Origin of the sequence: Sphingopyxis terrae subsp. terrae NBRC 15098, from assembly GCF_001610975.1 — a bacterium.
In the GTDB taxonomy this organism is placed as follows: domain Bacteria; phylum Pseudomonadota; class Alphaproteobacteria; order Sphingomonadales; family Sphingomonadaceae; genus Sphingopyxis; species Sphingopyxis terrae_A.
In genome coordinates, this window is record NZ_CP013342.1 from 2175714 (window position 1) to 2201877 (window position 26164).

At 63.3% G+C, this 26164-nt stretch carries 32 protein-coding genes, 1 tRNA gene and 1 pseudogene; 11 read left to right on the forward strand and 23 right to left on the reverse strand.

Annotation, left to right across the window (positions count from 1 at the left end; translation table 11 throughout):
* Window positions 1–3: 3 nt before the first annotated feature.
* Window positions 4–513, reverse strand: coding sequence for a 5-(carboxyamino)imidazole ribonucleotide mutase (gene purE / locus AOA14_RS10550; protein WP_003040942.1), 510 nt, complete (start codon window positions 511–513; stop codon window positions 4–6).
* Window positions 514–699: 186 nt separating this feature from the next.
* Here purE and AOA14_RS10555 point away from each other — a divergent pair, with 186 nt between their 5' ends.
* Window positions 700–1341 carry a GGDEF domain-containing protein gene (locus tag AOA14_RS10555; protein WP_003040940.1) on the forward strand — a complete coding sequence of 214 codons (642 nt, stop codon included), beginning with the start codon at window positions 700–702 and terminating at the stop codon, window positions 1339–1341.
* 49 nt (window positions 1342–1390) lie between these two features.
* The gene (locus AOA14_RS10560; protein WP_062901771.1) at window positions 1391–1723 is read left to right on the forward strand and encodes a hypothetical protein; all 333 of its coding nucleotides are present in this window, start codon (window positions 1391–1393) and stop codon (window positions 1721–1723) included.
* A gap of 31 nt (window positions 1724–1754) precedes the next feature.
* On the opposite strand, the gene AOA14_RS10565 is transcribed toward AOA14_RS10560, so the two are convergent.
* Both AOA14_RS10565 and AOA14_RS10570 read right to left on the reverse strand, forming a co-directional pair.
* Window positions 1755–2066, reverse strand: coding sequence for a hypothetical protein (locus AOA14_RS10565; protein ID WP_062901772.1), 312 nt, complete (start codon window positions 2064–2066; stop codon window positions 1755–1757).
* Window positions 2063–2320: a hypothetical protein gene (locus AOA14_RS10570; RefSeq protein WP_186402985.1), complete on the reverse strand. Its 258-nt coding sequence runs from the start codon at window positions 2318–2320 to the stop codon at window positions 2063–2065. The genes AOA14_RS10565 and AOA14_RS10570 overlap by 4 nt, the downstream gene beginning before the upstream one ends.
* Before the next feature lie 143 nt (window positions 2321–2463).
* Between AOA14_RS10570 and AOA14_RS10575 the strand changes: the two genes are divergently transcribed.
* Window positions 2464–3105 carry a S24 family peptidase gene (locus tag AOA14_RS10575; RefSeq protein WP_062903112.1) on the forward strand — a complete coding sequence of 214 codons (642 nt, stop codon included), beginning with the start codon at window positions 2464–2466 and terminating at the stop codon, window positions 3103–3105.
* A gap of 47 nt (window positions 3106–3152) precedes the next feature.
* Here AOA14_RS10575 and AOA14_RS10580 read toward each other — a convergent pair whose 3' ends face one another.
* The 3 genes from AOA14_RS10580 to AOA14_RS10590 all read right to left on the reverse strand — a co-directional run bounded on the left by AOA14_RS10580 (window position 3153) and on the right by AOA14_RS10590 (window position 4670).
* Window positions 3153–3707, reverse strand: coding sequence for a DUF4402 domain-containing protein (locus tag AOA14_RS10580; RefSeq protein WP_202988225.1), 555 nt, complete (start codon window positions 3705–3707; stop codon window positions 3153–3155).
* A 112-nt stretch (window positions 3708–3819) separates the two neighbouring features.
* Window positions 3820–4023, reverse strand: a complete 204-nt coding sequence (locus AOA14_RS10585; protein WP_062901775.1) for a zinc-finger domain-containing protein — start codon at window positions 4021–4023, stop codon at window positions 3820–3822.
* Window positions 4024–4094: 71 nt separating this feature from the next.
* Window positions 4095–4670: a DUF4402 domain-containing protein gene (locus AOA14_RS10590; protein WP_234178503.1), complete on the reverse strand. Its 576-nt coding sequence runs from the start codon at window positions 4668–4670 to the stop codon at window positions 4095–4097.
* Window positions 4671–4780: 110 nt separating this feature from the next.
* Between AOA14_RS10590 and AOA14_RS10595 the strand changes: the two genes are divergently transcribed.
* Both AOA14_RS10595 and nadB read left to right on the forward strand, forming a co-directional pair.
* Window positions 4781–5704: an ABC transporter ATP-binding protein gene (locus AOA14_RS10595; protein ID WP_062903114.1), complete on the forward strand. Its 924-nt coding sequence runs from the start codon at window positions 4781–4783 to the stop codon at window positions 5702–5704.
* Entirely contained in the window at window positions 5697–7283 is a 1587-nt protein-coding gene (gene nadB / locus AOA14_RS10600) for an L-aspartate oxidase (RefSeq protein WP_062901776.1), read from the forward strand. The genes AOA14_RS10595 and nadB overlap by 8 nt, the downstream gene beginning before the upstream one ends.
* A gap of 227 nt (window positions 7284–7510) precedes the next feature.
* On the opposite strand, the gene AOA14_RS10605 is transcribed toward nadB, so the two are convergent.
* Genes AOA14_RS10605 through AOA14_RS10615 form a run of 3 tightly spaced genes read right to left on the reverse strand, consistent with a single transcriptional unit; the run spans window position 7511 to window position 11182 of the window.
* Window positions 7511–8731 (reverse strand): M20 metallopeptidase family protein, encoded by a 1221-nt coding sequence (locus tag AOA14_RS10605; RefSeq protein WP_062901777.1) that lies wholly within the window; start codon window positions 8729–8731, stop codon window positions 7511–7513.
* A 55-nt stretch (window positions 8732–8786) separates the two neighbouring features.
* On the reverse strand, window positions 8787–10013 hold the full coding sequence (locus AOA14_RS10610) for an Aq_097 family APC-type transporter (protein ID WP_062901778.1): 1227 nt from the start codon (window positions 10011–10013) through the stop codon (window positions 8787–8789).
* Window positions 10010–11182: an acyl-CoA dehydrogenase family protein gene (locus tag AOA14_RS10615; RefSeq protein ID WP_062901779.1), complete on the reverse strand. Its 1173-nt coding sequence runs from the start codon at window positions 11180–11182 to the stop codon at window positions 10010–10012. Before AOA14_RS10615 ends, AOA14_RS10610 begins: the two co-directional genes overlap by 4 nt.
* 115 nt (window positions 11183–11297) lie before the next feature.
* Here AOA14_RS10615 and AOA14_RS10620 point away from each other — a divergent pair, with 115 nt between their 5' ends.
* Complete coding sequence (locus AOA14_RS10620; protein WP_062901780.1) at window positions 11298–12557, forward strand: dipeptidase; 1260 nt, start codon at window positions 11298–11300, stop codon at window positions 12555–12557.
* 33 nt (window positions 12558–12590) lie between these two features.
* Here the strand turns inward: AOA14_RS10620 and AOA14_RS10625 are convergent, their stop codons facing one another.
* Together AOA14_RS10625 and AOA14_RS10630 are read right to left on the reverse strand one after the other, a co-directional pair.
* Window positions 12591–12983 (reverse strand): DoxX family protein, encoded by a 393-nt coding sequence (locus AOA14_RS10625; protein ID WP_238929628.1) that lies wholly within the window; start codon window positions 12981–12983, stop codon window positions 12591–12593.
* Window positions 12980–14272 carry an FAD-dependent oxidoreductase gene (locus AOA14_RS10630; RefSeq protein ID WP_062901781.1) on the reverse strand — a complete coding sequence of 431 codons (1293 nt, stop codon included), beginning with the start codon at window positions 14270–14272 and terminating at the stop codon, window positions 12980–12982. Before AOA14_RS10630 ends, AOA14_RS10625 begins: the two co-directional genes overlap by 4 nt.
* 175 nt (window positions 14273–14447) lie before the next feature.
* Here AOA14_RS10630 and AOA14_RS10635 point away from each other — a divergent pair.
* Window positions 14448–14521, forward strand: a tRNA-Gln gene (locus AOA14_RS10635).
* A gap of 360 nt (window positions 14522–14881) precedes the next feature.
* On the opposite strand, the gene AOA14_RS20370 is transcribed toward AOA14_RS10635, so the two are convergent.
* Window positions 14882–14980 (reverse strand): DUF6961 family protein, encoded by a 99-nt coding sequence (locus tag AOA14_RS20370; RefSeq protein ID WP_409372262.1) that lies wholly within the window; start codon window positions 14978–14980, stop codon window positions 14882–14884.
* A gap of 14 nt (window positions 14981–14994) precedes the next feature.
* Here AOA14_RS20370 and AOA14_RS10640 point away from each other — a divergent pair, with 14 nt between their 5' ends.
* Entirely contained in the window at window positions 14995–15552 is a 558-nt protein-coding gene (locus AOA14_RS10640) for a hypothetical protein (RefSeq protein ID WP_202988226.1), read from the forward strand.
* Window positions 15553–15576: 24 nt separating this feature from the next.
* On the opposite strand, the gene AOA14_RS19265 is transcribed toward AOA14_RS10640, so the two are convergent.
* From AOA14_RS19265 to AOA14_RS10660, 5 genes are all read right to left on the reverse strand, one after another.
* Window positions 15577–15930 carry an excalibur calcium-binding domain-containing protein gene (locus tag AOA14_RS19265; RefSeq protein WP_202988227.1) on the reverse strand — a complete coding sequence of 118 codons (354 nt, stop codon included), beginning with the start codon at window positions 15928–15930 and terminating at the stop codon, window positions 15577–15579.
* Window positions 15931–16058: 128 nt separating this feature from the next.
* Window positions 16059–16490 carry a thermonuclease family protein gene (locus tag AOA14_RS19270; RefSeq protein ID WP_082820052.1) on the reverse strand — a complete coding sequence of 144 codons (432 nt, stop codon included), beginning with the start codon at window positions 16488–16490 and terminating at the stop codon, window positions 16059–16061.
* Window positions 16487–16768: a hypothetical protein gene (locus AOA14_RS10650; RefSeq protein ID WP_058813178.1), complete on the reverse strand. Its 282-nt coding sequence runs from the start codon at window positions 16766–16768 to the stop codon at window positions 16487–16489. Before AOA14_RS10650 ends, AOA14_RS19270 begins: the two co-directional genes overlap by 4 nt.
* A gap of 1 nt (window position 16769) precedes the next feature.
* Window positions 16770–16952: a hypothetical protein gene (locus AOA14_RS10655; RefSeq protein WP_062901783.1), complete on the reverse strand. Its 183-nt coding sequence runs from the start codon at window positions 16950–16952 to the stop codon at window positions 16770–16772.
* A 2-nt stretch (window positions 16953–16954) separates the two neighbouring features.
* A complete protein-coding gene (locus AOA14_RS10660; RefSeq protein ID WP_062901784.1) occupies window positions 16955–17332 on the reverse strand; it encodes a hypothetical protein in 378 nt (125 codons plus the stop codon).
* Window positions 17333–17390: 58 nt separating this feature from the next.
* On the opposite strand from AOA14_RS10660, the gene AOA14_RS10665 reads away from it, so the two are divergent.
* The gene (locus AOA14_RS10665) at window positions 17391–17702 is read left to right on the forward strand and encodes a hypothetical protein (protein ID WP_202988228.1); all 312 of its coding nucleotides are present in this window, start codon (window positions 17391–17393) and stop codon (window positions 17700–17702) included.
* 116 nt (window positions 17703–17818) lie between these two features.
* Here the strand turns inward: AOA14_RS10665 and AOA14_RS10670 are convergent, their stop codons facing one another.
* Complete coding sequence (locus AOA14_RS10670) at window positions 17819–18871, reverse strand: TIGR00341 family protein (RefSeq protein ID WP_062901786.1); 1053 nt, start codon at window positions 18869–18871, stop codon at window positions 17819–17821.
* 236 nt (window positions 18872–19107) lie between these two features.
* On the opposite strand from AOA14_RS10670, the gene AOA14_RS10675 reads away from it, so the two are divergent.
* A complete protein-coding gene (locus AOA14_RS10675) occupies window positions 19108–20775 on the forward strand; it encodes a DUF389 domain-containing protein (RefSeq protein WP_062901787.1) in 1668 nt (555 codons plus the stop codon).
* 21 nt (window positions 20776–20796) lie between these two features.
* Here AOA14_RS10675 and AOA14_RS10680 read toward each other — a convergent pair whose 3' ends face one another.
* The 5 genes from AOA14_RS10680 to AOA14_RS19760 form a co-directional block, all read right to left on the reverse strand.
* Complete coding sequence (locus AOA14_RS10680; protein WP_062901788.1) at window positions 20797–21153, reverse strand: hypothetical protein; 357 nt, start codon at window positions 21151–21153, stop codon at window positions 20797–20799.
* The gene (locus tag AOA14_RS10685; protein ID WP_238929629.1) at window positions 21154–22977 is read right to left on the reverse strand and encodes an SLC13 family permease; all 1824 of its coding nucleotides are present in this window, start codon (window positions 22975–22977) and stop codon (window positions 21154–21156) included. It abuts the gene before it with no gap.
* 654 nt (window positions 22978–23631) lie between these two features.
* Window positions 23632–23955 carry a hypothetical protein gene (locus AOA14_RS10690; protein ID WP_202988229.1) on the reverse strand — a complete coding sequence of 108 codons (324 nt, stop codon included), beginning with the start codon at window positions 23953–23955 and terminating at the stop codon, window positions 23632–23634.
* A 234-nt stretch (window positions 23956–24189) separates the two neighbouring features.
* Window positions 24190–25302: a PDDEXK family nuclease gene (locus tag AOA14_RS10695; RefSeq protein ID WP_062901790.1), complete on the reverse strand. Its 1113-nt coding sequence runs from the start codon at window positions 25300–25302 to the stop codon at window positions 24190–24192.
* Window positions 25303–25635: 333 nt separating this feature from the next.
* Window positions 25636–25851, reverse strand: a complete 216-nt coding sequence (locus AOA14_RS19760) for a hypothetical protein (protein ID WP_202988230.1) — start codon at window positions 25849–25851, stop codon at window positions 25636–25638.
* A 100-nt stretch (window positions 25852–25951) separates the two neighbouring features.
* On the opposite strand from AOA14_RS19760, the pseudogene AOA14_RS10700 reads away from it, so the two are divergent.
* Window positions 25952–26140 (forward strand): annotated as a pseudogene (locus AOA14_RS10700) (hypothetical protein); the annotation flags it as partial.
* Between the last annotated feature and the right edge of the window lie 24 nt (window positions 26141–26164).

Here is a 26164-nt window from a genome sequence, read left to right on the forward strand (position 1 = left end):
GGGTCAGCCTTCGCGCACGGGCGTCGGCGCGACGCTGTCGGTCTGTTTCGCGCGCCACGCGTCGAGCCGCGCGGCGAGGTCCGCATCGGTGTTGGCGAGCAACGCGGCGGCGAACAGCCCCGCGTTGGTCGCGCCCGCCTTGCCGATCGCAAAGGTCGCGACGGGGACGCCGCCGGGCATCTGGACGATCGAATAGAGGCTGTCGACGCCGCTGAGCGCCGCCGACTGGACCGGCACGCCGAGCACGGGAACGCGCGTCATCGCCGCGACCATGCCGGGCAGATGCGCGGCGCCGCCGGCGCCCGCGATGATCGCCTGGAGCCCGCGGTCGGCGGCGCCCTTGGCATAGGCGACGAGCCGGTCGGGGGTGCGGTGCGCGGAGACGATATGCACCTCGTGCGCGATGCCGAATTCTTCGAGGATCTGGACCGCATGCGCCATCGTCGGCCAGTCCGACTGGCTGCCCATGATTACGCCGATGCTGGCTTTCGCGCTGGCTGCGCCGTCGCCCATTCCGTCCCTCCTGCCCGGGCGATGAATCGCCGCTGCCTCCCCCTAGCGACTCGACCGCGCGCGGGCAATGTCACCAAAATGGCACCGCGTTTACGTCTTGGTATCAAGTCGTGGCTAACCTGCCTGCCATGCCCATCCTGCCGGCGTCCTGCCGGCGACCCACCGGATGCGCATCGGGGATAGGGAATGGATAGCGTAGGGGGGGCGCGGATCGCGGTCGAAAGGGCCGGTTTCGTATCCGTCGACTCCATCGAGGACCAGTTGCGCGAAATGCGCCGCGAACGCGATGCGTTGCGCCGTGAGAACCGCATCCTGAAGATCGCGGTCGCGGAGCTCGAACGCGTGTCCGAACGCGATACGCTGACCCCGCTGTTCAATCGCCGCTACTTCCTGACCGCGATTCACCAGCGCCTCGCGCGCTTCGAACGCCATGCCGAAAGCGCGGCGGTCGTGTTCATCGACGTCAATCAGCTCAAGCAGATCAACGACACGCTGGGGCATGCCGCCGGCGACTTCGCGCTCATGCAGATTGCGGGCCGCCTGTCGGCCTCGATCCGGTCGACCGATGTCGCAGCGCGGATCGGCGGTGACGAATTCGGGCTGATCCTCGATCAGTCGAGCGAAAAGGGCGCCCGCGCGCAGATCGAACGGCTGGCCGAGGTGCTGAGCGCCGAGCCCGCCAACTATGACGGGCAGGAGGTTCGCCTGTCGGCCTGCTTCGGCGTCGCGATGCTGCAGACCGGGATGAGCGAATCGGACGTGCTCGCCGCCGCCGACCGCGACATGTATCGCTGCAAACAGCGCGAAGTCGCCCGCACCCACCGCTAACCCGGCGTTAACCAAAGGCGCGCATCCTCCCTTTATGGACAGGGGGTGGATGATGCGTACCCAGGCCGATTTTTTCACCGATATCGAAAACCAGATTTCCGGGCAGATTGGCGCGCTTGCCGAAGCGCTCCCGCATTGTGCGTTGACCCAGATCGTGCAGGGGGTCGACGACATTCGTTGCCTTGCGCGCGATCATGGCTTCGCGATCGTCGAAACGCTGGCGAGCCAGCTCGAATCGGCGGTGGCCGGGGGCGGCTATCGCGCCGCCGTCCTGACCTATCTCGACGCGATGAACGATGCGGTGCGCGCACCGCGCGGCCCGATGCCCGCGGCCGCGCAGGAAGCCTGGCTCGCGTCGGTCGCGATGCGCCTCGGCCATTAAACCCGGCTATTCGCACACCGCGAGCTAGCGCTTAATCCTCCACGCTCAATAATTCGACCCATAGGCCGCCTGGCTGCGCTTCGACCGCGACATCGGCGACGATGTGGCCGGCCAGCCGCCAGTCGAAGGCGGCGAGCCGCGCCGAAAGATCAGTGAGGGCGGTTCCGGCGGGCAGCGTCAGCGCAAACCGGTGGCGCGCTCCGATGAAATTGGCGCTGGCCCAAGGTCGCATCGTCGATGCGCCGAGCTGCGATCCCGGCGGCAGCAAGCGCGTCAGCAGGCGCGCGATGCGGCGGTGCGGGCAGGTGGGCCGCATGGGGGCGGTGTGCGACCAGCGGATCATGCGCGGCGGCTCTTGTTGGCGCGGCTGCCGACGCGGCGGTCGCCGATCGGCGTCACGCGGCCGGCCCGGAAGTCGGCACGCCATTTGTTCATGAAATGTTCCGCACGGCAGATCACCGCGCGGCCACAGATCCGCCCGCCGCGAAGGTCGCTCACCAGCCGCGGGTCGTGGACGGCGGCGCGGCCGAACACGCTCGGCGGCATATCGGCCTCTTTCAGAAAGGCCTCGATCCGTTCCAGCAAAATGCCCTGCATCGTCATCTCCCTGCCCGCGATTCGATCAATAGGATAATTCCTATTTGATTGGCATTTTCCTACTTGTCTAGGAAAAATCCTATTGCTAGAGATGAAATAGGAAGGACCAGTCCTTGACCGATATCGACGACGACCCGCGCCGGATGCTCGACCGGCTGCTGACCGAAAAGGGGGTGGATTATGCCCAGCTTTCGGCGCGCATCGGGCGCAACCCCGCCTATATCCAGCAATATATCAAGCGCGGATCGCCGCGGCGGTTGGGTGAACAGGACCGGGCGCGCATCGCCGCCTATCTGGGCGTGTCGGAGGCGCTGCTGGGCGGCCCGGCGCTACGCGTCGCCGCGCCTACGCCGCGCGCGCGCGGCCGCGACCTCGTGCTGGTGCCAAAGCTGGCGATCGGCGCTTCCGCGGGGCCGGGCGCGAGCGTCGATGGCGAAGCTGTGGAAAGTGAGGTCGCCTTCGATCCGCGCTGGCTGCGCGATCTGGGCGCCGACCCGCGCGCGCTGAGCATCATTCGCGTCGAAGGCGATTCGATGGCGCCGACGCTGGGCGATGGCGACGATATATTGGTCGATGGCGGCGACGCGGCCGCCCGGCTGCGCGACGGCATCTATGTGCTGCGGATGGACGATGTGCTGATGGTCAAACGCATCGCGCGCGCGCCGGGGCCGGGGCGCGTGTCGGTCATCAGCGACAATCCGCACTATCGTAGCTGGGACGATCTGCCGCTGTCGGCGATCCGGCTCGTCGGCCGGGTCATCTGGACGGGGCGCAGGGTGCGCTAGGACCGCTCGCTATCTTCTGATTGGTGATCGGCCCAGGGTCGAACCGGCTAGAGATAATTGACCGTCAGCGTGAAGGTGCCGCTGTAATCGCCCTCGGGCTGGTTCGCCGGGACGCTGAGCGTGCCGCCGACATAATAGGTTTGCACCCCGCTGGGCAGCAGCGTCGCGCTCGACCCGAGCAGGATAATGCCGCCGCCGCTTGTCGTCATCGCGCGGGTCAGCGTGGCGGTCATTGCGGGCGCGCCGCCGCCTGCGCGGGTCAGTGTCGCCGAATTGCTGCCGCTGACAGTGATCAGCAGCAGGCCGCCGGTACCCTGGAATACCCCGCGCTGCGCGCCGCTGCCGGCGAGCGTGACGCCGCCCGCCGAGCCGCGCGCATTGGTCGCCGGATTGACCGTCACCGTGCCCCCGGTCGCGCCGCTGACGATCGTGCCGAAATCGAGGTCGTCGGTCTTGATGAGCGTGTTCGGCCGCACCACCGCGGCATTCGCGGTGCCGGTCGTCTCGGCCGCCGATGCGGACGGCCCCATCAGCGCCGCTGCCGTGGCAGCGGCGGCGAGGCATAAGGCCATCGGTCGGAAGTTGGTCCCTTGAATCCCCACGATTCTGCTCCTGTCCGGCACACTATGCCAGCAGGGCATGAAGGGAGGATGCGCAGGCATGGTAAAGCGGGTCTTTACCTTTGCGCGGAGGCGGTGCGTCAGGCCCCCGACTCTATGCCTTGTCAGCGACCCCGCCGATCAGCACGAAACGCCGATCGCAATAGCCGCAATCGACGTACCCATCGTCGGGATCGATCTCCAGCCAGACGCGCGGGTGGCCGAGCGCGGCGTTGGCGAGCCCGTCGCCCGTGCCGTCGCATGCGATGCGGGTCTTGGACGTGCGGATCGTTTCGGGAGCGGGTGCAGGCTGGGTCATCGACGCGCCTTTAGCAAGCAGGTGCGGGCGGGGCAATCGGTCTCGATCGCTCCGCCCGCAACGGGCGACGCTTACAGATAGTTCAGCGTGATCGTGAAGGTGCCGCTGTAGTCGCCGGGCGCCTGATTGGCATTGACCTCCAGCGTCGCGCCGACTGGAAAATTATAATTGCCCAGCGCCGAGGTGATGCGGAAGCGCGTCGGCGAGGTCGAGAGGATCGCGGTCGGGGTGCTGCCGATCTCGAAATCGCGCACGCGCATCCGCTGGCCGGGGCCGGTGATCCAGATGCTGTTCGAACCGAGCGAGATATTGACCTGGCGATTGTAGCTGCCGAGCCCGGCGAAGCGCGCCGGTTCGCCCGAACTGCCCGCGAGCGTCGCGCCGCCGGTGCGGCTGCGCGTGCCGTCGGGGGCAAGCCGCACGGTGCCGGCGCTGCCCGAGGCGATGATGTCGCCGAAATCGAGGTCGTTGACCTTGAAGAAGGACAGCGGCCGCAGCACGATCGCTTCGGCCTGTGCCTGCGTCGTCGATTGCGGCGATGTGGTCTGGGCATGCGCCGCCGGTCCGATCGCCGGAGCCGTCAGCAGAGCGCACGCTGCGAAGCCGCGCAGTATGGCGCGCGGGTCGATGATGTGTCTGGTCCTCACGCATCCCCCCTTAGCGGTGAGGTCGCAAAATATGCTTACAGCTTATGGTAAAGAAAAGCTTGCCGCCGAGGCCCTTTCGCACCCGCACCGGCGCGGCTATGGAAGGCGCCATGAGTGAAGCCGCCATCCGCATCGACGCCGTTTCCAAAATCTATGCCGGGGGCAAGCAAGCGCTCGACAATGTCAGTTTCGATGTGCCGCGAGGTCAGATATTCGGACTGCTCGGCCCGAACGGCGCGGGCAAGTCGACGCTGATCAACATCCTCGCGGGGCTGGTCAACAAGACCAGCGGCCATGCGAGCATCTGGGGCTTCGACATCGACGCCGACCCGCGCAACGCCAAATATTCGATCGGTATCGTGCCGCAGGAAATCGTCTTCGATCCATTTTTCACGCCGTTCGAGACGCTGGAGAACCAGGCGGGCCTGTATGCCGTGCCGAAGGGCAAGCGCATTTCGGACGAATTGCTGGCGGCGGTGCACCTTAGCGACAAGCGCGATGCCTATGCGCGCACGCTGTCAGGCGGCATGAAGCGCCGCCTGCTCGTCGCCAAGGCGATGGTCCATTCGCCGCCGATCATCGTGCTCGACGAACCCACCGCGGGGGTCGATATCGAACTGAGGCAGCAGCTTTGGGAATATGTGCAAAGCCTCAACGACCGCGGCGTAACGGTGGTGCTGACGACGCATTATCTGGAAGAAGCCGAGGAGCTGTGCGACCGTATCGCGATCATTAACCACGGCAAGCTGATCGCCAACAAGCCGACGCGCGAGCTGGTCGACATGGCGCGCGAGAAGATCGTCGTCGTGACGCTGGATGCCGATGTCAGCGTGCTGCCGTCGCACTCTGCCTTCGACAAGGTCGAGCGCGAGGGCGAACGGGGGCTGGCGATCAGCTACAACAAGGATCGCACCAACGCGGGCGAGGTGCTCGCGGCGGTGAATGCGATGGGGCATGGCATCGTCGACGTGTCGACGCGCGAGGCCGACCTTGAGGATGTGTTCCTGAATTTGACGCGCGCGGCGAATGGCTGAGGCCGCGACCCACGACGTCATCATCGTCGGTTCCGGCGCGGCGGGGCTGACAGCGGCGATCGCGCTGGCGGAGCATTGCCGTGTTCTCGTGCTTGCGAAGGGCGAGCTGACCGGCGGGTCGACCGCCTGGGCACAGGGCGGGATCGCGGCGGTACTCGACGCGGGCGACACGTTCGAAAATCATATCAACGATACGATGATCGCGGGGGCCGGGCTCAACCGGCGCGAGACGGTCGAGTTCGTCGTCGAAAATGCGCCCCACGCGATCGAGCGGCTGATCGAAATGGGCGTGCCCTTCAACAAGGAGGCCGAGGCGCTGCACCTGACGCGCGAGGGTGGCCATTCGCACCGCCGCATCGTCCACGTCGACGATGCGACCGGCTGGGCGGTGCAGGCGGCGCTGCTCAAGACCGCCGAGGCGCATCCGAATATCACGCTGCTGCCGGGACAGGCGTGCATCGACCTGATCAGTGGACGTCATGAGCTACGCTATTCGGGGTCGGGCCATGTCTGGGGCGTCTATGCGCTCGACGAAAAGACGGGGAAGGTCCACGCGCATGTCGGCCGCGCGACCATATTGGCGAGCGGCGGGGCGGGGCGCGTCTATCAATTTTCGACCGCGCCGCGCGGCGCGACGGGTGACGGCATCGCGATGGCGTGGCGCGCGGGCGCGCGCGTTTCCAACATGGAAATGATGCAGTTCCACCCGACCTGCCTTTACAATCTGGAGGTCAAGAATTTCCTGATTACCGAGGCGGTGCGCGGCGAGGGCGGGATATTGAAGCATCCCGTCACCGGCCATCGCTATATGCCCGATTACGACCCGCGCGCCGAACTGGCGCCGCGTGATATCGTGGCGCGCGCGAACGACGATCAGATCAAGCGCTTCGGCCTCGACTATGTCCACCTCGACATCAGCCAAAAGGACCCCGATTTCGTCGCGGGGCATTTCCCGAACATCCACGAAAAGCTGCTGACGCTGGGTATCGACATGACGAAGCAGCCGATCCCGGTGGTGCCGGCGCAGCATTATACCTGCGGCGGCATCCTGATCGACCTTGACGGCCGCACCGACCTGCCGGGGCTCTATGCGGCGGGAGAATGCACCGAAAGCGGGCTGCACGGAGCCAACCGCCTGGCGTCCAACTCGCTGCTCGAATGTTTCGTCTTCGGCGAGGCGGCGGCGAAGGATATCATCGCCCGCTGGAACCAGCTCGAAACGCCGCCGCCGATCCGCGCGTGGGATGAAAGCCGCGTCACCGATTCGGACGAGGAAGTCGTCATCAAGCAGAACTGGACCGAGATCCGCCGCTTCATGTGGAACTATGTCGGCATCGTGCGCACGACGAAGCGGCTGGAGCGCGCGCAGCACCGTATCAACATGATGACGCACGAGGTCGAGGATTATTACGGACATTTCCGCGTGACGACCGATCTGATCGAGCTGCGCAACCTGCTCCAGTGCGCCGACCTGATCGTGCGCAGCGCCCTGCATCGCAAGGAAAGCCGCGGGCTGCACTATACGCTCGATTACCCGCGTCTGCTTCCTGAGGCACGCGACACGGTGCTGGTTCCTTAAACGCACAGCGCGCCGCGGATATTGCACCACGGCGCGCCGGCTTACGCCCTGCCTCCCCATGACCCCGCGATGCGGCGCGGGGCCGAAGGCCCCACCTCCGGGAGCGGCCAGAGCGGCCCGGAAGGGCCGCCGGCGATGAAGGGATCGCAGCGGTCGACCGGAACGCCCCCACCATGCGGCGCCAATTCCTGCTGCGCATTGACCGAAGTCAAAAAAGCGCCGGTGCGTCAGGCAAAACCCTCGTTCAAAAAGCGTTCGGCGAGGGCGGCGTGGAGGGCGGCGCCGCGGGCCATGACCTTTTCGTCGAGTATCATGCGGTTCGAGTGGAGGCCGCAGCACTGGCGCCAGTCGCTGCCCGCCTCGCTGGCGCCGAGCCAGAACATCGCGCCGGGCACTTTTTCGAGCACATAGGCGAAATCTTCAGCCCCCATCACCGGATTGTCCATCGTCAGCCAGGCCGCCTCGCCGAATGCCTCTTCGACGACGCTCTGACCGAAGGCGGCGGCGCGGCTGTCGCACACGGTGACGGGGAAGCCCTCCTCGATTACGACCTCGGCGGTGCAGCCATGCGCTTCGGCGATCGCGGGGACGAGGCGCCGCAGTTCGGCGGCGACCATCGCGCGGCGATGCGGCGACAAGGTGCGGATCGTGCCCTGCATGTCCGCGGTTTCGGGGATGATGTTGTTTGTCGTGCCCGCGGCGATTTTGGCGATGGTGATGACGGCGGGATCGAAGACCGAGATGCGGCGCGTCACCATTGTCTGGATCGCGGTGACGATCGCGCAGGCGACGGGGATGGGGTCGATCGCATCCTGCGGCATGGAGGCGTGGCCGCCGGCGCCCTTGACGGTGATCGAGAGGACGTCGGACGAAGCGAGCAGCGGCCCGGCGCGCCCCGCGAAGATGCCGTGCGGCGCGTTGGGCATGATGTGGAGCGCGAAGGCCGCGTCGGGCAGCGGATCGATCAGCCCGTCGTCGAGCATAAACCGCGCGCCGTGATGCCCTTCCTCGCCGGGCTGGAACATGAACATCACCGTGCCGGGCAGGCGGTCGCGCGCCGCACAGAGCAGCTTCGCCGCGCCGACAAGCATCGCGACATGTGTATCATGGCCGCAGGCATGCATCGCGCCGCTGGTTTCCGAGGTGAATGCGAGGCCCGTATCCTCGACCAGCGGCAGCGCGTCCATGTCGCCGCGCAGCAGCACAGTGCGCGCGTTCCCGCCATTCCCCGCCAAACCCCCGCGCAGGATCGCGACCAGCCCCGTGGTCGACGGCCCTTCGCGAAATTCGAGCGGCAGGCCGGCGAGAGCGTCCTTGATCTTGGCGAGCGTCTTGGGATTCTGAAGGCCGAGTTCCGGCTCGCGGTGGATAGCGCGGCGCAGATCGACGAGATCATCAAGGAGGGTTTCGGCCTCGGCGGGCCAGCGGCTTGTTTCGGTCAGCGTCATCTCTCGATCCTCGACTGGGGGCGTCACGCGATCCTAGAACGTCGCCGCCGGCTTGTCAGCCTGCCGCGGCGCGGCCGAGGGTCAGCACGGCGAGCGCGATGGCGATGGCGCTGCCGTGCAGGACGATGCGGCCCCAGCGGGTCGGGGCGGGGTCGATCCATTCGACGACGAGTGCGGTCGCCGACTGGATGCCATAATAGAGAACGAAGGCTTTGGACGCCCAGGCGATGACGGTGAAGATGTCGCCCGCCCACACCACCGCGATCGAGGCTGATGCTGCGATGACATAGCCGATAGCGACGGGGATTCGCTGGCGCGAGGCGCCGGCGACGAGGCCGCTGGCGCCGTTGAGATCGGCCACCGCCGCCGAAAGCTGCGACAGAAGGGCGGCGACGATGATCGCCGGCGCAACGAGGGTGCCGACGGGGCGCAGCAGTTCGATGACATGGGTGTCGCCGCCCTCGGGCGGCAGGCGCCCGTCGAGCCACGGCGTCAGGAGGCCGATGAAGAGCATGTAGACGACGAAGGCGATCCACTGCGCATGGCGCATCGTGCGCACTCGCGTCGCGCGGTCGTAGCTGTCGCCGAGGTAGCGAGACGTTTCGAACCCCTGGACGAGGATGATGAGGCCGAGCAGGATGCGGACCGCGTCGAAACCCTCCGCCTGGTCGGCGAGCGGACGGACCGCGACCGTTCCCGCCGCGACTTCCGACCCCAGCGCCCAGGCGAGCGCGGCGATGAGCGCGGCGATCATCGCCAGCTTAAGCCCGACCGAGCCCAGCTCGACATGCTCGAGCCAGCGCAGACCGCCGAAATAGCCGAGGGTGCCGAGCAGCGCGAGGATCGCGGTCGTCATCCCGTGCGCAACCACCGGATCGACGACGCCGAACGCCTTGAGCGCGAAATCGGCGAGCAGGTCGAGATAATAAGCGACCGAGACGAAATAGGCGAGGATCAGCGCAAGATCGGCGGCGCGGTCGAGCCAGAGCAGCACCGGCGGCGGCGATTCGGCCGCGAGCATCGGTTCGAGGCGACTGATATTGTCGCGCACCGCAAGGCCGAAAAGATAGGAAATGGCGCAGAGCGCCGCCATCGCCGCGACCGCATAATGGCCCGCGACATGGCCAAGGATCGGCCCCGCGACGAGGAAGCCTGACCCGATGATCGACGCGAGTGGCGTGACGGTCGCGCGCCAGTCGCGCGAGCGCAGCAGCGGCGGCGACAGCATCACCGCCGCGGTCGCGACGGCGACGACGAGCAGAACGAGGTTGGTCGAACTCACCGACCGCCGAAGAGCTGCCGCCCCGCCAGATCGAGCATGATTTCCTCGCTGCCGCCGCCGATCGCGTTGACGCGAACCTCGCGGTAGATGCGTTCGACCTTGCTGCCAGTGATGTAGCTCGCGCCGCCCAGCACCTGCGCCGCCTCGCGCGCGACCGCCTCGAGCATCCGGGTCGCCTGCACCTTGAGCATCGCGAAATCGGCGGGGCGGTCCTTGCCGGTCTTCACCTGCCAAGCGCAGAGGTCGACCCACGCCTGCGTCGCTTCGATCTGGCGTTCCATATCGGCGAGCTTGATGCGGATCGACTGGTGGCCGACGAGCGGCTTGCCGAACGTCTCGCGGTTCTGCGCCCATTCTACGGCCTCGGCGAGCGCGACGCGGGCATAGGCGCAGCAGCCCATCGCCATGCCGAGCCGTTCCGAATTGAAGTTGCGCATGATGCCGATGAAGCCGCCGTTCTCGGGCCCGATCAGGTTTGCAGCGGGGACGCGGACGTCCGCGAAATGGATCGCCGCGGTGTCGCTGCAGCGCCAGCCCATCTTGTCGAGCCGCGTGCGTTCGACGCCGGGTGCGTCCATGTCGATGAGCAGCAGCGAGATGCCGCCCGCGCCCGGACCGCCGGTGCGCACCGCGCAGGTCAACCAATCGGCGCGCATGCCGCTGGTGATGAACATCTTGCCGCCATTGACAACATAATCGTCGCCGTCGCGCACCGCCGTCGTCTTGAGGTTGGCGACGTCGCTGCCGCCGCCCGCTTCGGTAATGCCGAGCGCGATGATCTTGTCCCCAGCGAGCACGGGCGGCGCGACCCGCTGTTTCAATTCGTCCGAGCCCAGCGCGAGGATCGGCGGCAGGCCGATGCCGTGCGTCATCAGCGAGGCACCGAGTCCGCCCGCGCCGACCGCGGCGAGCTCCTCGGTCAGAACGAGGCCGTGGAAATTGTCGAAGCCTTCGGAATGGCCGCCATATTGCTCGGGGTAGCGCAGGCCAAGTATACCCGCTTCCGCCGCCTTCTTGTGCAGCGCGCGCGGCAACTCGCCCTCGGCCTCCCAGCGGTCGATGTGCGGTGCGATCTCGCGTTCGACGAAGCGGCGGACGCTTTGCGCCAGCGCCTCGTGGGTTTCGTCATAATAGGGGGAACGGGCGCACCAATCGTCGAAAGCAGTCATACCCCGATGCTGCGCCCGGTTGACGTAAACGTCAAGGGAAGCGCGACCTTGCGGTGGCGTACAGACGATAAATTTCGGCTCGATTTCCTCGCCATGCACCTTAAGGTCGCCATCTATGACGAAATCTATCCTGCTCGCCGGCCTCGCCGCGCTCGCCCTTGTCTCCACTCCCGCCGCCGCGCAATCCTCGCCCGAGGCGGTGGCCGAGGCCGCGCTCAAGAAGGCGCCGGTCTTCGACGGGCATAATGACGTGCCCTGGGCGCTGCGCGAGCGCGCCGACAATATGATCAACGGTTTCGATTTCAACGACACCAGCCATACCGCGACGACCGATCGCATCGCGATGCACACGGACCTGATCCGATTGCGCAAGGGCCATGTCGGCGCGCAATTCTGGTCGGTCTATGTCCCGTCGAACAGCAACGAGGCGCAGGCGGTGCAGCAGACGCTGGAGCAGATCGACGTGATGAAGCGTCTCGTCCAGCGCTATCCGAACGACCTGATGCTCGCGACCAGTTCGGCCGAGCTCGAAAAGGCGATGAAGGCGGGCAAGATCGTGGGCATGCTCGGCATGGAGGGCGGTCATTCGATCGGATCGAGCCTGGCGGTGCTGCGCGACATGTATGATCTCGGCGCGCGGTACATGACGCTGACCCACAGCCGGAACACCCTGTGGGGCGACAGCGCGACCGATGCGCCCGCGCACGACGGGCTGACCCCGTTCGGCGAACAGGTGGTGCGCGAGATGAACCGCATCGGCATGATCGTCGATCTGAGCCACACGAGCGAGGCGACGATGAAGGACGCGCTCGCCGCCGCGAAGGCGCCGGTGATGTTCAGCCACTCGGGCGCGCGCGGCGTCAACGACCATCCGCGCAATGTCCCCGACAGCGTGCTGCCGCTGGTCAAGGCGAACGGCGGCATCGTGATGGTGGTGCTGTTGCCGACCTTCCTCGACCCCCAGGTGCGCGCCTATGGCCTGTCGCGTACCGCCGAACAGGCGCGGTTGAAGGCGATGTATCCGGGCGATCCCGCCGCGGCCGACAAGGCGCTCGCCGACTGGGACAAGGCGAACCCGACGCCGACGACCGATGTCGCGAAGGTTGCCGACCATATCGATCATATCCGCAAGCTGGCCGGGATCGACCATATCGGGCTCGGCGGCGATTATGACGGCATGGATTCGGCGCCGGTCGGGATGGAGGATGTGTCGGGCTACCCCGCGTTGTTCGTCGAACTGGCGAAGCGCGGCTATTCGCAGGCCGACCTCGAAAAGATCGCGAGCGGCAACATGCTGCGCGTGCTGAAGGCGGTCGAGGCCTATGCGGCGAGCCAGAAAGGCCAGCCGCCGATCGAGACGCCGGTGGCGAAATAATGCACGTCGCCGCCGCGACGGCGGAGGTGGCGGCTATTTCCTCTTGAACGGCCAGTCGATCGCGCCGCTCGCCCACAGCGCCCACCAGATGATGAGCGGCTGCGCGGCGAGGCGAGGGCCGTGGTACCACCAGCCGAGCGTCTGTCCGCCGATCGCGACATGCGCGAAGGCGTGATGGAAATTCGCCGGCCACACGCACAGCGCATAGAGGGCAAGGCCCCAGCCCGCCGCCTTGCGCGTCGCCGGGATCAGCAACCCCAGCGCGCCCGCCAGTTCGGCAATGCCCGTCGCGGCGACGACCAGCGCCGGCTGCGGCACCCAGGGCGGGGTGATCGCGACGAAGGGCGCGGGGGTGGCAAGGTGGCGGTAGCCCGCATAGCCATAAGCGAGCGCGAGCAGCCAGCGCAGCGCCGTGCGGATCGTCACCGCCCGATGGCTTCGATCATCGCCTCGACGCGCACGAATTTCTCGCGCGGATTGCCTTCGAGCGCGGCGGCGACCTCCGCCGCCTCTATCTTGCGCCAGTCGCGGAAGGTGACGGGCGCGATGCCGCGCCCCGCGAGCAGCGCGTCGAGTCCGGGACGGCCCGGCTTGCCGCCACCGCGGCCTATATCCTCCAGCACCATTTCGGCGATGCGCGCGCCGTCGGGCTTGTTGGTGCCGATCGTCCCCGATGGCCCGCGCCGCGCCCAGCCGACGCAATAAAGGCCGGGCAGGATCCGCCCCTCGTTATTGGCGAAGCGGCCGCGACCATGTTCATAGGGCACGCCGGGGATCGGCGGCGTCTGATAACCGATGCAGCTGACGACCAGACCCGCCTCGATCGCATAGGTTTCGCCGGTGCCATGGCTGCGCAGATCGGCATCGAGCCGCGTCCGTTCGACGATGACGCGCTGGGCGCGCCCGTCGCCCTCTATCGCGACGGGCATGGCAAAGAAGTCGAAGTCGATCGTCACCGGCTTGGCAACCGGATTCGCCGCGAACTGCCGTAGATGCGTCACCGACTTGCGCATGCCGGGTTCGAGCAGCGCATCGTCGCCTTCGTCGGGCAGATCGGCGGGGTCGACGCGCGGGCTGGCGCGTTCGAGATGGCCCAGCTCGCCCAGCTCTTTCGGTGTCATCGCGATCTGGTGCGGGCCGCGGCGGCCGAGAATGTGGATGTGCCGGATATTGCTCGTCGCGAGCAGGTCGCGCGCATGGGCGACGATGTCGCTGCCGGCGAATTCGGCGGGGGTCTTGGCAAGGATACGCGCGACGTCGAGCGCGACATTGCCGTTGCCGATCACCGCGACGCCGGGGCTGTCGAGCGGCGGGTCGAGGTCGGCGAAATCGGGGTGGCCATTGTACCAGCCAACGAAGGCGGCGCTGCCGATGACGCCGGGCAGATCGGCGCCGGGAATCCCCAGCGGCCGGTCATTGGGTGCCCCGGTCGCGAGCACGACGGCGTCGTAGAGCTGCGCCAGTTCGTCGATCCCGATGTCGGTGCCGACCGACACATGGCCGACGAAGCGCACATTGTCCGCCAGGGCGACACCCTCGTACCGCCGCGACACCGCCTTGATCGATTGGTGATCGGGGGCAACGCCGGTGCGGATCAGCCCATAGGGAACGGGCAGGCGATCGATCACGTCGACGGCGATATCCTCCGCCTTCTGCAAGGTTTCGGCGGTATAATATCCGGCCGGACCCGACCCGACGATCGCGACATGACGCATCAGCCCACCTCCAAGTGCAGGACCTGCGCCGGGGCGCGGCCCCTCTGTTCTTCTGTTCTGCGCGCGATGCTAGCGGCGAATTGGATAAGGGCAAGCCGCCTGTTGCGCGAACCCGACCGGGCGGTCGCACCGGCCTTGACAGACGGCCCACGCAATCATATTGCGCGCCCCTCATTGCCCCGTCGTCTAATGGTAAGACTACGGATTCTGATTCCGTCTATTGAGGTTCGAATCCTCACGGGGCATCCAAAAATTCTGCTATATTTCAATATGTTACTTACAAACCCCCTGCTGAATGTTGTCAGTGGGTGTGTCGCGGTGATTCCCTTGAATTTCCTCAGCATTCCTTAGTGTGCAGCTGGTCCCCGGCTCCTGCATGCAACATAGATGCAACACGCACGAGCGGCATGCCTGATGTAGTCTGTCAGCTGTGCGTGCGGACGCACAGCAATATGGGAAGTATGGCGAGGGTTCTCAGGCTGATCGCTGAACAAGCGGGCAAGCGTGGGTTAGCCGCCTATTGGGGCAACGGTTTGACTGTCCGAAGTTGATCAAGCTTGTGGGCAATTGCCTGCCAGCGCTGGGCGCGTAGCGTGTCGCCGGACCTGGTCAACGTGCGACACGCTCAGCAATGAACTCGAGTGCTCGTTCGCAATGCTCTTTCTCGACATGTAACGCACAGGCCCATAGATGTTGATCCTCAGACATCGAGGGGGCGCAGGATGGTTGCGAAGTTTCTCAAGGAAGCCCTGTGGACGGTAGGAGCTGCAGCTGCTTTTGTGTTTTCCCCGCAAGTCCAAGCAGCTGATCCCTTGAAGGCCCTTTCGGCGAACGTCGTTCGATCCATTGAGTTCGACCTCTGCTTGCCCGCAACTGCCCAAGAATATGTGGCTCTAGGAAAAAACGCGATAATCATGTTGGAGGCCTCATCTGCGATTGAGACGGAGCTTCCTCTGAAGTCTGTCTTCGTGCAGGTCGGAGAAATTAGGATACCGCTGCAACGAATCTGGCGCTCGGAAATAGCGCCTTCAGGTGATCGGTTCGTGCAGGTTTCTTTCTATTTGGTGCCAATCCAACGAACCAAGAAGCCCGGACGGCTGGCTGCTGATTTCGCCGGCGAACGAAGTGACTTTGGAATTTCGACATTCGGTCCTGACTTCTACGATGATGGGGCTCCCGCATTTGCGCGACTTGACGAATACGATGATGCATCCGAACCGGATATGGACGCAGTCAGAAGCGTCTTACGGCGGGAGTATCCAGATCAGTATAAGGGGTAGAAAGCCCTCCTGTGGTTGGGGCGACTATTCGCAACCGATGCCGTCGCCATCGCGATCGAGCCGCGGCGCATAGCCGGGATCGCCGATGAGAACAGGAGCAGCGCCAGCCGCGCGTGCTTCCCGGCAATTGCGAAAGGGTCGACTTCCGAAGGCCCGTTGCGGCTCCTCCGAGACAAAGCGCTGCGGCTTCGGCGCAAAGGGCTCGGGCTCGGCATAGGAGGCGCTGGGATCGTAATTAGCTGGTGCCTGGCCAACAAAAGCCTGGGGTGCCTTGTCTGCGCTACGCTTCGGATCTTCACTGGACAGCTTGCCGGCAACGAACGCAAACAGCGCCACGAGCGCAATCGTTCCTATTTGGCTGTTGCCCCTCTTGCCCATGTCGAAAGACTGCCACGAAGGTGTCAAAGAGTCGATTCAGCCGAAAAGCCGCCCCCACAGAGCGTATGCGATGCTGCCGAGCACGGCGACGGCGAGCGCCAGGCCGATAGCGACGGTGGCGCGGTCCTTCATGGGCAGCGGTGTCCCTGCCAATAGCGGTCCCACTTGGCAGCATATCCGTTGCGCACCATGGCGCAAGAAAGATCTCCCGACTTTGGCGAGACGCAAAAGGCCGCTGTCCGGGTTCCTCCGGCGCCGCCCGCAGAGCGGCAGCGCATCGTCGGGCCGCTGACCGTCACATGGCCGGTTCTCAATTTGCCCTGCGGCGTGCCGACCAGTTCGGCGAGATGATCGCGGGCGGCAATTGGGTCGGCAGCCGGGCAGGGGTGGCCGGGACGGCATGAGCCGTCCATTTCGCGCGCCGCGATGCCCGATAGGCGAATGTGCGGCCCTTCGGCGCACCAGATCGGCCCGTCGCCATCCCAAACGGCCGTGGGCGTGCAATCGAAGGATTGGCCAGCAGGGACGACCGTGGCCGCGAGAACAAGCGCAACTATCATTTCGGCTCGCACCCCTCAGGCCAAGGCTCATCGACGCCGAATTTCATCGGCGCATATCGCGGCGTGCATCGCGGATCGGTCGGGGCATAACCAGCGCGGCAGACAAAGCTGCTTTCATTATCGATCTGCCGCAAGATGAGCGCGCTCAGCTCGCTGACGTTCCTGTCTTCGCGCAGTTCCTCGATCGGATGCTTGCCCTTGCCATTCTTGCCCGAGCGCATCGTCTTGATGGCCACCGAAATGCAGATGCCGAGATAATCGCGGTCGACGCGGTGCATGTCAGTCCTCGACCAGGCCGGCGCGGATATTGCCTGCCTCGACCTGCAGCGCGTTCGCGCGAGTGCGCGCGTCGCCGTTGCCGATCTTGTGGGCATAGGCCAGAAAGCGGTCGGCGCGGCGATCGAGATAATCGGCGATGCGCTCGGCTTCAGAAAGGCCAGTATGTCCGATTGTTGCTTCCATGATCATGCCGCGACCGACAGGTCGTTGCCGGTGGCGCGCTCTTCGGCGAGCACGGCATCGGGGACGGTGACGATGATGCCGCCGGTGCGCCGTCCGACGCCGTGCGCCGCGAAGACGGCGGCCGCCGCATCCACCGCGGCGCCATAGGCTTCGACATGGGCCGGATCGACGCCATGGTCGGCGAAGGCCGGCTCCTCGGCGTCGAGCTTACCCTGATCGTCCATCGCTTCGAGGCGCCCCTGCGAAAGACAGGCCTGCAGCGGCGATACGCCCAGCGCGTCGAGCCGGGCGAGCGCGGCGGCGGCGGCTTCCGCGACGATGTCCGGCGCGACATCATCCACGTCGCGCAGCTCGATCCGCTCTGAAATCGCCTTCACCATCACTCAACTCCGATTCGTCTCTTGCCTCAATGTTCCACTGATGTTCTCATTTGGCAAGATGAGTCGAGAGCTAGTGAACCCCATCCGCGACCTGTTCGACGCGGCCGTGCGGCACAACACGATCAAGGTGTCGTGCCGGTGCGGCAATGTCGGCATCTTCGATCCGCATGCGCTGTGGTGGCTGTTCGAGCGCCGCGGGTGGAACGACCGGCTGGGCGACGTCCAGCGCCGCATGCGGTGCCTGCAATGCTATGTCGCCAAGCGAAAGCGGACGCCGGCGGCGATCGAGCTGAGCAACGAGAACCACACGCGGCAGTTGCCGATGCCCGATATCAGCGAGTGGAAGCGGCAGCTTCGGCGGAGGCGGTGATGTCCGAAATTAGGTGGTTGTCTGACTTTCCGCTAATGGCACGGTTGCCTCAAGTGCGCCTCGGTAATCGCTATGAAGAACTGGAAACCCTAGGCCTTGCAGATCGCAATAGCAGTTCACTCTGCGGGCGCGATATTGCCGATCAGACTGTCCCAAGAGCCGATGTCGAGAAAAATAGTCCCGGCCATCATCGACATGAGCAGGGTTAGGATCAGCAACCACACCAGAATGATGCTTGCTGTCATCCGCCAGCTCTTGGGCGGGAGGCCTTGGAAGAGAAATGTCAGGATACCTGCCACGTTTACGCATACCAGGTTGACCGTGAATAGGAAAAGCGCGTTGGCGCCAGCAGCAGGATATCCAGCGCCTGTATAGATGCCTGCAGCGGTCAACGGGGGAACCAGCGCAACCGCCACCATCACGCCAACCAGGGAGAGCGATGCCCCTCGGCTGAATGCCAGCACCCCGGCACCGCCGCATGCAAGGGCAAGGGCAACGTCAGAGGGCTGGACCAGCGTCCGATTGCGCAATTCTGGGGTCAGAGGGTCGATCGTCGCGATCACACCAATCGCAATGCCCGCCAAGACGGAGAGAGCGCTGCCAACGGCCAGCGTGACCATTGCCTGACTGCCTAGCTTCCAATTGCCCACAGTCGCCGCCAGCGCGAGGCCCATCGTGGGGCCGAGCAAGGGTGCAATGATCATTGCACCGATAACAACGGCCGTTTGCCCGCTGCGCATCCCGAGACCGGCAATGATCGCCGACAACGTGACAGTTAAAAGATAGGACGGGCGCAGCTTGAGGCTGTCCTCGATATCGTCGTAGATTTCGTCCGTGCTCAGGCGATCTCGGCTGAAAAAGCGCTCCAGCCATGTGGGCGGCGGGAGATCCCGAGAAAGCGGCAGTTCGGTATCGGCATTTTCCTGCAGAGGCGGCAGCACGGCCTCGAGCTCGGCTACATATGTCGTGAACGAAGGGATGTGGCCAAAGGCCTCGTCGAGATCTACGAGTAGCCGTTCGGTGTAGCGCTGCTGGACGATGCAGGAATACTTTTCATGCTCACCGGGCACACTCTCGCGCCAAAACCGCCGTGTGTGGCGCGGCAGGATGGTCTCGAGCTGCCCTATTTGATTTTCAGGCAGAAAAATCTGAACGATGCGCGCTGGCATGGGGGGCTATCAAGACTCCGATTGTGACGTTTAAGCGTGGCATCAAGTCGAACTTCTATAATGAACGTTTGCCATAGATCGCTGGGCGATCGCCATCCAAGATGCGAGGGCCATCTCTCGATGCCATTCCTGCCTAGCGTTCAAAGTGAGGCGTTTTATGCCGAAAATCCCGATTGCCAGCAAGCCGCTGAGGTTTGTAATTGAGAGCCTGGGCGAGATGAGAAGGTCAGAGCCGAATGCGTGTTTCTTTTGGGGCAAATGGCACGCTTAAGGGTGTCGGCGAATATCTTCGCGCCGTCGCAATCTCTACCCGCAGGCAACTTGATAAAACGGGGCTGTTTCCTGACTTGTCGGGAGACAAGGGACCACAGCTACGCGCGACCGTCCAAGAGGACGGTATACTGTCCAAGTCCTATATGCTCATGTGCGGCCTGTCAGCGGGTATCGCCGCGCTAGGGCTACTCCAGTCCTCCAGCGCCGTGGTGATCGGAGCGATGCTCATCTCACCCTTGATGGCTCCGATCGCCTCGATGGGCTTTGGCTTTGCCTCTCTCGACGGGCGGCAGATCAAGGATGGCGCAAAGGTGGTGGCGGTCGGCGCAGCCATCGGCATTCTGGTGAGCATCTTTCTCACATGGCTTAGCCCGATCCGCAACGCGACCCCGGAAATCATCGCGCGGACCGAGCCAACTTTGCTCGACCTGGCAATAGCGACATTCTCAGGCGTAGCAGGCGCTTTCGCAACAGTCTGGCAACGCGGCGCAACAGCTATCGGTGTTGCGATTGCAACAGCACTGATGCCGCCGCTGGCAACGGTCGGCTACGGAATAGCTGTCGGCAACGCGGCTTTTATGGGCGGTGCGTTCCTTCTGTTCCTGACCAACTTGGCCGCTATCTCCTTTTCATTTGCCCTCATAGCCAGGCTAAGCGGCGCGGCGCGGCCCATCGCAAAGGTCGAGCTTAGCCTTCGCTATGTTCTGATGGGCGCTGTCGCTTTCCTCATTCTGGCCACGCCGCTGGCCCTTACGCTCTATAGGGTCACGCGTGAGGCCAATACAGCGACCCTGACGCGGCGCGTTTTGCAGGAAGAGCTTCATGTCGCGCGCTCAAATATCGCCCAGCTCGAAGTCAAGTGGCCAATGGGTGGACAGCCTTCCATTGACGCGGTCGTGATCGCTCCGGATTATCGCAATGAAGCCGAGCGGATTATCACGGCAAGGCTATCGAAAGCCTTGGGTGTGGAGCCGCAAATGAATATCCAGCAAGTGGTGGCATCCGACTTGCTTTCGGAGACGCGTGCCATCGTCGACACGGCTGTTGAACGGACTGTAGCGGGCATTGCCCGCGATGTGCCGCCGCTAACTGCTATTCGTGCGGAATTAGGGTTGCCGGTGCAGGCGCTCTGGGTGAACCGCGCTGAGCGAACCGTTCAGGTCGTGCCTGTTAGCGGTGAAGGCTGGACGCTGAAAGCCTATCGCGCGCTCGAGTCCAAGGTCGAGAATGCAGGCCAAGGATGGCGGGTGCACATTATTCCGCCAGCACCGGCAACTCTTGTTATTCCTATAAATGTGCAGGATGGCTCTCGCAGTTCGGGTGACCAATTGGATTTGGCGATATGGGCTATCGACCGCTGGGGCCTCGAAAGCCTCTCCCTGTCAGGATTTTCAGGCAGGAACACAAGCGATGCAGAACAGGCAGCAGCGCGTGCTAACGTCGCCCTGATATCCGAGGCGCTGAAGAATAAAGGGATTAGGAGTTTCAATGGAATTGCCGAGCCTGGGTCAGCGCGTTTGAAAGGGCTTCAAGCGAAGGTCGGGTCGGAGGACGGGGTTGAAATCATAATTGTCCGCTCACCCGATGCCCCACACACTGAAAATGCCGGAGATGCTACTCCTCCATCTTGAGCGAAATCCACTAGCTGTTACTCAATTCTTGTATTTCTCACCACTTGATGGATCGCTGCTTGTCATGCCAAAGAGCGCTTGAGCAGCTTGCAAAGCTGCTTCGGTCGGTATCACGCCGCCTCGCCCGCTGGCAAAACCTTCCAGAAAACTGCGCCACGCGACTCCAGCATAGATCGCGGATTGCCAGCGAGCGCGCTCGGCATTGGCTTCGGAGAGCTGTCGGATCAACCCGCGGAACGGAATGAAGCCTCCCTGCAAATTGCCGGCCAGGTTCCAGCGCTTATTCACCACGCCATCGTTGTCGGAGGGAGCATCGGCATCAGGGCCGAGCACGGTGTGGAGCCTTGCGATCTCCGCTTGGTTGGCGGGGCAGGCCATTCAATAGATCCAGTAGATCGCTGCGCAGGCGGTGATCCCGACGACGATGTTCATCGGCACCCCGATCTTCACGAAGTCAGTAAAGCGGTAGTTGGCCGCGCCATACACGAGCGTGTTGGTCTGGTAGCCGATCGGCGTTGCAAAGCTGGCACTGGCGCCGAACATCACCGTGATGACCAATGCGCGCGCATCCAACCCGGCATTCTCGGCAAGCCCTATGGCGATCGGTGTCATGATAACGGCTACGGCATTATTGGTGACGGTTTCCGTCAGCAGGCTGGTTACCGCATAGATTGCGATCAGCAGCAGCAACGGGGTCATGCTCGTAAGTGCAGGCTCCAGCGTGGTTACGATGAGATCGATCGTCCCGGCATTGTCCAGACCTTTGCCAAAAGCTAGCATGCCGAAGATCAACACCAGTGTGTTACCGTCGATCGCGGCCCATGCTTCTTCAGGGTCGATGCAACGAAACAGCATGACGATCCCTACGCCAACCAACGCAAGCGCTTCAATCGGCCAGCCGAACAGCGCAGCAAGCAACACTACCCCGGCAATCGTAGCAATCGCGATCGGCGCCTTGGTGCGCCGGAAGGCGCGGGCCTCGGCCTCGTTGACATTGGTGAGCCCGACATTCGTCTGCAGCGCCTGAACTGCATCGCTGCCCGCGGCAATCAGAAGGCGGTCTCCAGCCCTGATGCGCGCGCTGGCTAGATCGGGCCCAGCGACATGGCGTGGCCGCACCAGTCCCAGAACGCGGACCTTCAGGCGGGAGAGAAAAGGAATTTCGGCGAGGCAGCGGCCGATCATCGGATGGGACGGCGAAATCACGGCCTCGACAAGGCGGAGATCCAATGGCCGTTCGGGGCCGGCAGTGGCCACGCCCCCGCCGCCACCCGTCAGGCCGGTCCTAAAATCATGGGCCTTTGCCAGCGATGCGAGTTCGGCCGGGCTGGCCGTCACGATGAGGTTATCGCTTGCCGCAAGCTCCCATTCATCGAACCGCTGTCGCACCATTTTGCTGCCGCGCTGAATGCCAATAATGCGCAGACCCGGCCGGCGAAACAGTCCGACTTCGCCAATTTTTTGCCCGACCAGGCCGCTCTCGCTCATCAGCGTCAACTGCGATAGGAAAGCATCGCTTTCCCCTTGTTCGTCTAGCGCATGCGCGGGCCGGTCGGGTAGAAGAAATCTTCCGGTCAAGCCCAGCATCACTAGGCCTGCGGCGGCAGCGCAAAGGCCGGTGATGGTGATCTCGAAAATGCCGAAGGGAGCAAGCCCCTCCCGCTGTGCAACCCCGTCTACCAACAGGTTAGTCGAAGTGCCGACTAGCGTCATTGTCCCGCCCAATACCGAAATATAGGAGAGCGGGATCAGCAGTCGCGTTGCATTGACGCCGAGCACGCGAGAAAGGCGCTGGATAATCGGGATCATCACGATTACCACCGGCGTGTTGTTCATGAAGGCTGAAGCCGAGATGGTTCCGGCAGCGATTTCCATCACGCCCTGTCGGGGTTTGCGCAAGGTGCGCTGGATGATCCATCCCGATACACCCTCCAGCGTGCCAGTGCGCAGCATCGCTCCCGATAGAACAAACATGGCACCGATCGTAATCGGGGCGGGGTTGCTGAAAACGCCAAGCAGTTCACGCCGAGGCAGGAAGCCGAGACCGAGCATCAACAAGCCACCGGTGACTGCTATGACCACTGGCGGCCTTCTTTCGGTCAAGAAGGCCGCAAAGATACCGATCAGCAGAGCAAGGCCGATATAGGGTCCGTAAGGATTAATGTATTGACCCTGGAAAGCTTGCATCGCCTCATCATTCATAATCTTAAGGGCGGGCGCCCGGTGTCTGCCAAGCCTGAACTTCCGATCGAAGGCAGGTCACAAACTATAGCAACGTGTCACCTACGGACGGCATCTTCACTTTCATTGTCGTCGCGCGCCATGACTTTTCTGCTGCGCGCCATTTGCCGATTAGCCCCGCCTCCCTTGGTGGCTACAGGCTTTCCCTCCGCTGTAATTAGGCCGAGGCGGCGTTGTTGCGCATCAGCTCAGTTCAAGCAATGGTTTGCTTGCAAAGCAGCATTGAGCGGCGCCACTGTGACGATGCGCGACCGTGCACGCAGAAGCACTGGATTAGCGAAACCTGTATGTGAGGAACGGCCGCTACAATGACGAGCAGGAAGGCGCCTGTGGATGGATTGAAACGCCGGGAGCGCGCCTGATCGGCACCATCCGGGTGAGATGTATCGGATATCTCTAGGACTTCTCGATTTTGGCATATATGCAATCGTCGCCGTATGTCGAAGCTGGCGCAGGGTGGGTTTAGCAATGGCGCCCTGTGGGACGAACCGAGCGAGCGACCTGAAACATAATCCCGGCGCGTCTTCATCGGAAACGTGCTCCACGTGAGCCAAGGCATTCTTCCGAGATTTTTGGGAAAGGCCGAGACACGTGAGGCACCGGCTTCCGCTTGCTCTAGGGCTCCGCGCCGACGGGATCAGCACGCATCATCTCCTCAACCATCTCTTCAATCGACTTTTCTCGATCGCGACACAGTAACAAGAGGGTGCGCACCACCTCGTTTGCAACGCGAAGCGATCTCTGATGCTCAGGTGAACTATAGTGTTGATGCAATGCATCGTCGTCGAGCAAATCTTCGATCGCGAGAAGTCGTGCACCTGCGTCGGGAAGAGACTGTAGCCATTCCTGGAGATCGTGCTCTGGAACTCCATGCGCAAAGCGGTAAGCTAACTCGATCGCTTCTACGGTAAACGGTTCAATTGCTCTCAGTCTTACCATTATTATCTCCTTCACATGGGCTCGGTTGAGCGGTCGAAGGAGAACCAACTGTCGCGCGTTTTGCAGAATGTCCAATGGCAAATGTTGGCAAATTCATCGGGCCGCCGATGTGCCCTCCTCGTCGGCGCCTGGTGCCTTTGAGAAAGATCTCCTGGGGCCGCAACAAGCCAGACTGGCCGGCCGTAAGCAGTCCCGCGCATTGCTCATCGCCGGCCGAGCTGAAGACTTATCATCTCAAGAGCGAGCAGTAGCCCTTTCCCTAATTGCCACCAGGAGAGCCTGCAGGTCTCGGCGAACGGCGGGGTCGTTCAGCCGCGCCAACGGAAATCCGGGATAGCCACTTAGCTTCGACGTCGAAAGCGGACCGACGATAGCTGTTAGTTCATCATAGATATGTTGCCGGACTGCCTCGTCAGCGAACGCCGGACGGCTCACCAAATAGGCAAGGCACAGTTGCACCGAGCCTTTCCCCTGGCGCGAGAGGGTAATTGGATAGATGGTATCGTTTGGGAGGTCGAACACCGCGATGAGTGACGCTTGAGCGCGCGTGACCTCCGCATGTCCGCCGGCGGCTGCGACCAGATCCACGTAATGATTTGCCGCTTCGATGGCTTCAGCCCCGAAGCTGCGCAAGCTCTCTTCGATCCATTCGTCGCGGCTGATCTTGGGGAGTGCCGATCTCGCTGCCTTCTCGTTCTGCGCGCGCTCGGTTTCACCAATAATTCGTGGGGCGAGGGCGGTGATCCCCTCTCCCTCGAACCAAGTCAGTTCCACCGCGCGGACGTCTGCCTTCATTTGCTCATTCAGAAACTCGACGATCCGCGCGAGCTCGCGGGGGATAGTATCGGCGACGAATACCATCTTGATGCGACCGGCCGCAAAGTTCGCGTCGACCTGCTCCCAGAATTGCTCGGGATCGGCTCCTGCCCCCAAGAACTGCTCTAACTCGACATCTGGGTCGCGCCCTAACTCGACGGAGGTCGCAGCGAAATTCTCGGCGATTCTGCCGCCTTGCCAGTATGCGGTGCCATTCGCGGCATAATCCAGCATCTGGCCCACCACTTCGCGGCGAAGTCGAGTATCGACCGCTCGCTTCAGCTCCACCAGCACAGGGATGCCGGTTCGCGTCACGAACAGGTGATCGAGCGACCATCGTCCACTGCCATCTTCCCGATCAGCGATAGGCTGTTCGCGCCGAATAAGCAGCAGCGCGCCATCTTGATCAGAGATGAGCTCGGGGTGTTTCGCCACCAGGCGCTGCATAAAGTCTTCACTGCGAGGTTCGGACGGGCGCATAGCGATGAGCGTCTCCGATCCATCGACCGTGTAAATGGAGGCGCGGGTCAATGGATGTTCCAGACATATTGCATGTGAATCCCAGCGATGATCCTACCGCGGCACTGCCCGAAGAACTACAAGGAATTCGGATTCACGTGACGACGATAAGAGCCCTTTTGCCATCAACCGATCCTCATTTAAGCTTTCTCAGGCCTTCAACCCGCTCGCGAAACCTGTAGCACAACTCCGGCGCAACCAAGTTGGAAACGCGTTGTTTATTGTCCGGGGCGTTTATCCCAGAATTGCGCGAAGATAGCCGGAGCCGGGAGGGTCACCGGCTTACGCTTGCCTTAGGGTGCCGGGCCGATGGCGTCGGCCAGACTCTTTGCCCCCCGGGTTGGTTTAGGCGCGGGCTTGCGTCAGGTAGAGCGCGCCAGAAGGTAGCGATGTGATATCTGAAATCTCAGATACATCGACATTGGCATAATCAGCATATGAACTTCCCAACGCCAGCGCCGCGAGATGTGCTGCGTCTCCCTGCGTTGGGGCCAAGATGATCCCCGATCTTACAGCCACATTCTCGCCATGCCAAAACAGATCGATTTTCCAGAGCTTCATATTGCTTCCATGCCTTCCATCTGTAGTGGGTCAGTTTGAAATTGACCGGTGAAAATCGGGCCGATCGCGCTATCTGTAAGGCATGATCGAGAAAACGCCCATGCGCCGCTTCACGCGCCTGACCAACGTCTTCTCAAAGAAGATTGAGAACCATGCCCACGCCGTCGCGCTTCACATGATGTATTATAATTTCGTCCGCATTCATAACACCCTTCGCGTTACTCCCGCGATAGCCGCTGGAGTTGCCGACCGCCTTTGGGAAACCCGTTTATCCCATAGACGCATGTAGACGCCCGATAGACTCGCCAATCGG